Origin of the sequence: Capsulimonas sp. (assembly GCF_039929585.1) — a bacterium.
GTDB lineage: Bacteria > Armatimonadota > Armatimonadia > Armatimonadales > Capsulimonadaceae > Capsulimonas.
Window position 1 is genome coordinate 1 of record NZ_JBDSQY010000376.1, and the last position, 6,641, is coordinate 6,641.

The following is a 6,641-nucleotide window of genomic DNA, read 5'->3' on the forward strand; positions in this document are numbered from 1 at the left end:
GCGCTCTTGCAGGCGCGGTTTTAACCGCCAGCCGTCGTATTTGAACAGTATTGCGATTGTCCTCCCCGCCATTTGCTTTAGCTATTGACTTATTATATAGTGCACTACATAATAAGTCTTGATGAAAAATGATCCCGCTGACAAATCTGGAAAAACCACAACGCGAGAGACCGAGGAGTGGCGCCGAGTGGGGCGGCAGCTTTCGTTCGCGCTGTACGGCGCCGCCAGCCGGCTGATCCGCCTCCACCGTCCCTTCCTGGAGCCTTTGGGGCTGACCTACCCACAGTTTCTCGTCATGCTCACTCTTTATGACAACACCCCACGCACCGTGGGGGATTTAGGGCTTGAACTGGGTATGGATAACGGAACGCTGACGCCCCTCTTGAAGCGCCTTGAAAGCGCGGGATTGGTCACGCGAACGCGAGACGCGAGAGACGAACGCCGCGTTATGATCAATCTTACCGAAGCTGGCGAGGCGATCCGCGAGGCGGCGTGCTCGATCCCTGAAAAGATTGAGACAGCGACTTGCCGTCTCTGTAATCTCTCCAGTGAAGACCTTGCGAAGTTTCGCGACACATTGAACGGGCTAGGAAGATCCTATTCGGTCCAAGCTCCGAACTCAACTGCCGACTAACTCACTTTTCGAGAAGCAACTGACTGCGTGACAGGTCTGCAACAAAAGGACGAACGAGATGATGACAGGACTATCGATTCTTGAACTTGGAAGAGTGCGACAGGGAAGTGATCGGCGGACCGCACTCGATGAGGCGAGAAACCTCGCTCGTCACGCGGAAACTCGGGGATACCAGAGGTTCTGGGTTGCCGAGCATCACAACATGCCAACGGTCACGACCGCGGCGACTTCCCTTGTAATCCAGCACATCGCGGCGGGAACGACAACCATCCGCGTTGGATCAGGCGGCATTATGCTGCCGAACCACGCTCCGTATGTGATTGCAGAGCAATTCGGCACTTTGGCCACGCTTTTCCCCGGTCGTATTGATCTTGGGCTGGGCCGGGCGCCCGGCTCCGACCAGATGACCCTGCGGGCATTGCGCCGCGATCCAAGCAACTCCGATCACTTTCCGGAGGATGTGTTGGAGCTGCAGGCGTTCCTCGGCGCCGTTAAACCGGGTCAGAGGATCGAGGCTGTACCGGGTTCCGGCACAAACGTCCCGCTGTGGATCCTGGGGTCGAGCACGTTTGGGGCGCAGCTGGCAGCCGAGATGGGGCTTCCTTACGGGTTTGCTTCCCACTTCGCGCCGCAGGCGCTCGACGCGGCCCTCAGGATATACCGCAAGGGCTTCAAGCCTTCAGCGCAGCTGAGCGCGCCCTATGTGGTGGTCGGGATCAACGTGATTGCGGCTGAATCCGATCAGGAGGCCCGCTGGCTGGCGACATCGCAGCAGATGTCGTTTGCCGGCATATTCAGAGGCGCGCGCGATTTGATGCAGCCGCCTATCGATGACATTGAGAGCTACTGGTCGCCTCAGGAGAAGGCTCAGGCGTCGCAGATGCTGGCCTGCAGCGTCGTCGGAAGCCCCGAGACAGTTCGGAATGGGATCCAGAGCATAATCAACCGGACCAACGCCGATGAGCTCATGATCGTCTCGGACGTTTTCGATCCGGAAAAGCGGCTGAGATCCTTTGATATCATCGCGGACGTCAATTCTTGACTTTTAACAGTCAGAAAGAGAGCATACACTATGAAAAATGCGAAGAAAATGAACATCGGCATTATCGGTTCCGGTCATATCGGCAGCACGCTTGCGCGGCATCTCACGGCGCTGGGACACCAGGTGTCCATTGCCAACTCGCGCGGCCCCGCGTCGCTTTCCACACTGGCCGCCGAGACCGGCGCCACTCCAGCGACCGTGGAGGAGGCCGCCAGCGCGCAGGACTTGGTCATCATTTCGGTCCCCGAGAAGGCGGCCCCGCAGTTGCCGCGCGACATCCTGGCGGCATCGTCAGCGGTCATCATTGACACGGGGAACTACTACCCAACTCGGGACGGCGACATCGCTGAAATCAACGGCGGTCTGACCGAAAGCGAGTGGGTAGCGCAGGTGATCGGCCGCCCAGTGGTCAAGGCGTTCAACAACATTTTTGCCGCCAGCCTGGCCACGCTCGGCGTCCCGGCCGGCGCCGAAGGGCGCATCTGTCTCTCCGTCGCCGGAGATGAGGCGCAGGCTAAGGGCGTCGTGCTAGATCTGCTCGACGAGCTTGGCTTCGACGGCATTGACGCGGGCGCGCTAGCCGACTCTTGGCGGCAGCAGCCCGGCACGCCGGCGTACTGCAAGGACTTGGGCACGGCCGAACTCGAAGCCGCGCTGGCGCAGGCCGACGCCGGACAGATCGCGACCTACCGCGCCCAGGCGGACGAGGCGGCGCGCCACTACTTCGTGTAACCTCCGCCGCAAGGTGGCTCCTAACAGGCGTCGCCAACGCCTCGGGATTGATCCACTCCTTATAAAATGAAAAACGGGGGCGCTCGCCCTCGTTTTCCATTTCCCGCCTTCCCTCAAAAATATTTTCTCAAATTGCGTTCGCTTTTCATTCACGGTGTACACTCTTGTGTGAAGCAGCGATTATGACGAACCAAGCTCCCGAACAAAAGTCGATCTCCGACCGAACCCTCCTGCGCCGTTACACTCAGCAAGAATCGGATGACGCCTTTGCCGCGTTGACCGCGCGCCATCGCGCCATGGTCTACGCCACGTGTCTGCGTGACTTGAACGATGCCGCCCTTGCCGAAGACGCCACCCAGACCGTATTTCTGATACTCACCCGCAAAGCAAGCTCTCTGCGGAACGAGGCGACGCTCGCTGCCTGGCTCTACAAAACAGCGCGCCTCGTGTGCCGAAACATTATCAAGCAGGAAGTCAGGGCTCGGCGGCGCACCCAAAGGCTGGAGCGGCAAATGATGATCGATGCAAGCCACGGCGGCGCCAACGCAACCGATCCATGGGAAATGATCGACCCCGCGCTGAACGAAGCGCTCTCCTCGCTGCCGCGCAAGGATCTTGATCTTATTCTGCTTCGGTTCTTCGAGGATTGTTCGCTCCAGGAAACCGGCGCCGCGCTGGGCGTCTCTGAAGACGCTGCGCGCATGCGGATCGGACGCGCCTTGGAAAAGATGCGTCGTCTGCTCGCTAAGAACGGCGTCGCTGTTCCCGCGCTTGCTTTGGGAGCAATCCTCGCAGAGCATTCTTCTCATCCCGCCGAGGCGGCCGCTTCGACCACAGGCGCTGTCGGTCTCCCATCAGCGCATATTCAAACTTACGTTCAGGAAACCTTGAAAGAAATGCTCAAAACGAAACTCATCTACGCCGCCCTTATCACTGTCGGAATGAGTTTCACTTGCGCGGGCGGCCTGGTTGCGCTTGGGAAGAACAAAGTCGTTCCCGCCGCGCGGCCAATCGCCGCAGCTCATAAAAAAGCCGCAGTGAAATATGTCCCAGCCAACGTCAATCAGCTCAACCAGATGCGATTGACCGGTGATTTCACGCTGACATACACGGTGTACGCGCACGATATGCGCACTCCCGAACTCCTGAAAGCCGAACGCGATCAGCAGATTGGCGAGGTCGATAAGCAAGTGGCGAGCGGCCAATATCCTGGCGACGGGGCACGGCTGAGAAGAGAAACCGAAGAAGCGTATCGCGCCCCAAGGCCGGATACCCGCGCTTCAGTAACCCTTTCCGGACACGCCGGCAAACTCCTCGTTCAGAGCGTAAGCGCGGTTCCCTCCAATGATCTCGACGCTATGCAAACGATGATATTTGACGGGAACAAACTTTATCAGACAGGAAGGCGTGACTACATCGGAATCTATAACGATGGCGACCGCAAACCTGGCGCGCGGTATCATGACGAAAATGTTGGGCGATTGGCGTTCACCCCGATGCCGGGAATTGGCCTGCCAGGAATGGATCTGGTGCAGTCGCCCACCCACCCTCGCCGCACAAAAGACAACATGACGCTTTTCGATGGAGCCATCCCGCGATTTGGGTTGGTGGCGGGTGGAGAATCGCCCTATAACCCAGGTCAAATCACCGTCACAACCGAGGACGGTCGCCTGCGTGTCGTCAGCACGCTGGTCGGATCTTCCGCCAAACCGCGAATGCGCTGGGAGCTTTCCGATTTTCGATTGCTAAAAGAGCATTGGATCGCGGGAAGAATGCGACAAACAATTTACGAAGAACTTCCGATCCAGTGGAAAACATCGGCGCCCCCCGTGACATGGCAGGAAGATTTCCAATTGACGCAAGCAAGCGCCCACGCCCGTGAGCTCTCGGCGTTTGCGCCGGAGACTTATCTCGACAAGGGCGCAAATATCTCCGATATCGCCTTTGGATTGAGCTCGGGACAGTTCACATACGATCCGGCCGCAGGAACCATCGCCGAGCAAATCCAGCGCGCACGGGCTTCGGAGAAGAAATAACGCAGCCTTCAATCGTCACGGAATTGCGGACGGCAGGCCAAATCCCCTCCCCCAGGCGGTACAATAATAGGCATATCTCCGCCGCTCTCAAGCAGGCGGCGATGAACGACGCTATGCCTATTTTGATTACAACTGCTCTCGACGCCGAGATGCGCGCTCACGCAAAACGTGACTACCCGAATGAATGCTGCGGCTTCCTGATTGGAAAGCGCGGCGATGCGGGAGTCACGGTTCACGAAGCGCGCCCGGCCGAGAACATGCGCGAGGATTCTCTCCGGAATCGATTCGAAATCGATCCGGAGGAATATATGCGCGTAGACCAAAAGGCGCGCGAGTCGCAGATGGGAATTGTCGGCTACTATCATAGCCACCCCGATGCGCCTGCGGTTCCCTCCGAGTTCGACCGGGAACACGCCTGGCCGGTCTACTGTTACATCATCATCTCCGTTTTGCGCGGACAGCCCGCAGAAATGAACAACTGGCTCCTGCTCGATGACCACAGTGGGTACACGCAGGACGCCGTTCGGATAGTCAATTCCGAGAATTAACCCAGGAGAATACGACGAGATGGCCGTAAAGATCGTCATACCGACGCCGTTGCAGCGGTATGCCAACAATCAGGAAGAGATCCACGCCGAGGGCGCCAATGTCGGCGAGGCGCTGACCGATATCACGACGCAGTTTCCCGAACTGCGTAATCAAGTGATGAGCGCGGGTGGAACGATCCGCCGCTTTATGAATGTGTTCGTCAACGCGCAGGACAGCCGTTACAACGGCGGCTTCGCCGCCCCGCTCCAGAACGGCGACACGCTCACGATCGTCCCGAGCATCGCCGGCGGCATCGACGCCGTGGGCCATGGCGGCGCGCCGTCGTTCCATCTCGCGGCCGATCCCGATGACATGGAGTTCACGAACGATGAAGTTCTGCGCTACTCCCGTCACCTGATCATGCCCGAAGTCACGCTGGAAGGCCAGAAGCGATTAAAAGCGGCCAAGGTCCTGTGCATCGGCACCGGCGGCCTCGGCGCGCCGCTCACCATGTACCTCGCGGCGGCGGGCGTCGGCACCATCGGTTTGGTGGATTTCGATATCGTCGACCTGACGAACTTGCAGCGCCAGATCGTGCACCGCGAAAGCACCGTCGGCAAGCCCAAGATCGACAGCGCCGAGCAGACGCTCAAAGAGATCAACCCGCACGTCAACATCATCAAGCACGAAGTGATGCTGACCTCCGAGAACGCACTAGAGATCCTCAAGGATTACGATGTGATCGCGGACGGCACGGATAACTTCCAGACCCGTTATCTGGTGAACGACGCCTGCGTGCTGCTGGGCAAACCGAACGTCTACGGCTCCATCTTCCGATTTGAGGGCCAGGCCAGCGTCTTCTTCGCCAAGGACGGCCCCTGCTATCGCTGTCTGTATCCGGAACCGCCCCCGCCCGGACTGGTCCCCAGCTGCGCCGAAGGCGGCGTTCTGGGCGTCCTCCCCGGCATCATCGGCGTGATCCAGGCGATCGAAGCCGTCAAGCTGATCCTGAGCGAAGGTGAACCGCTGGTCGGCCGCCTGATGCTTTTCAACGCGCTGAAGATGAGCTTCCGCGAATTGAAGCTCCGCAAGGATCCGAGCTGTCCGATCTGCGGCGAGAACCCAACTATCACCGCCCTCATCGACTACGATGAGTTCTGCGGCATCGGCCGTGGCGGCGACGCGCCGGCCAAACTCGCCGTCAGCGAAGAGATCACTGCCAAGGAGCTGAAAGCCCGCTTCGACCGTGGCGACAAGTTCACCCTGGTGGATGTTCGCGAGCCGCACGAATACGCCATCGCGAAGATCCCCGGCGCCAAGCTCGTCCCGCTCGCCACCGTCGCCGATCGCCTGCACGAGTTCGACAAAGACTCGGAGATCGTCCTCCAGTGCAAAATGGGCGGACGCTCCGCGAAGGCGCTCCAGATCTTCAAGGACGCCGGGTTCAAGCATCTTCAAAACCTGACCGGCGGCATCACCGCCTGGTCCGAGGATGTCGATCCGAGCGTGCCGAAGTACTAACACAAAATTCGGAATGAAAAGTTGCGGCGCGGCATTTTTTGCCGCGCCGTAACTTTTTTGTCTGGAACGCGTTATGGAGAAATATCACGTCGCAGGGCTCGTACCCTCACGCTGTCCTTTCGGGAGTTTCCATGCGTCACCAATTTTA

5 protein-coding genes and 1 pseudogene are annotated in these 6,641 nt (G+C 59.0%); all 6 read left to right on the plus strand.

Annotated features, from left to right (window positions below):
- The first annotated feature begins 121 nt into the window (after positions 1 to 121).
- Positions 122 to 634, plus strand: coding sequence for a MarR family transcriptional regulator (locus tag ABIZ35_RS28915; RefSeq protein WP_348223421.1), 513 nt, complete (start codon positions 122 to 124; stop codon positions 632 to 634).
- A gap of 61 nt (positions 635 to 695) precedes the next feature.
- On the plus strand, positions 696 to 1,676 hold the full coding sequence (locus ABIZ35_RS28920) for an LLM class flavin-dependent oxidoreductase (protein WP_348223425.1): 981 nt from the start codon (positions 696 to 698) through the stop codon (positions 1,674 to 1,676).
- Between the two features lie 27 nt (positions 1,677 to 1,703).
- Positions 1,704 to 2,408: pseudogene (locus ABIZ35_RS28925) on the plus strand (NAD(P)-binding domain-containing protein); the annotation flags it as partial.
- Between the two features lie 182 nt (positions 2,409 to 2,590).
- On the plus strand, positions 2,591 to 4,444 hold the full coding sequence (locus ABIZ35_RS28930) for a sigma-70 family RNA polymerase sigma factor (protein ID WP_348223422.1): 1,854 nt from the start codon (positions 2,591 to 2,593) through the stop codon (positions 4,442 to 4,444).
- Between the two features lie 113 nt (positions 4,445 to 4,557).
- Complete coding sequence (locus tag ABIZ35_RS28935; RefSeq protein WP_348223423.1) at positions 4,558 to 4,992, plus strand: M67 family metallopeptidase; 435 nt, start codon at positions 4,558 to 4,560, stop codon at positions 4,990 to 4,992.
- Between the two features lie 19 nt (positions 4,993 to 5,011).
- On the plus strand, positions 5,012 to 6,493 hold the full coding sequence (moeB, locus tag ABIZ35_RS28940) for a molybdopterin-synthase adenylyltransferase MoeB (protein WP_348223424.1): 1,482 nt from the start codon (positions 5,012 to 5,014) through the stop codon (positions 6,491 to 6,493).
- Positions 6,494 to 6,641: the final 148 nt, after the last annotated feature.

Coding starts and splice junctions, on each gene's coding strand:
- ABIZ35_RS28915 (WP_348223421.1), top strand. CDS start 122: ATGAAAAATGATCCCGCTGACAAATCTGGAAAAACCACAACGCGAGAG.
- ABIZ35_RS28920 (WP_348223425.1), top strand. CDS start 696: ATGACAGGACTATCGATTCTTGAACTTGGAAGAGTGCGACAGGGAAGT.
- ABIZ35_RS28930 (WP_348223422.1), top strand. CDS start 2,591: ATGACGAACCAAGCTCCCGAACAAAAGTCGATCTCCGACCGAACCCTC.
- ABIZ35_RS28935 (WP_348223423.1), top strand. CDS start 4,558: ATGCCTATTTTGATTACAACTGCTCTCGACGCCGAGATGCGCGCTCAC.
- moeB (WP_348223424.1), top strand. CDS start 5,012: ATGGCCGTAAAGATCGTCATACCGACGCCGTTGCAGCGGTATGCCAAC.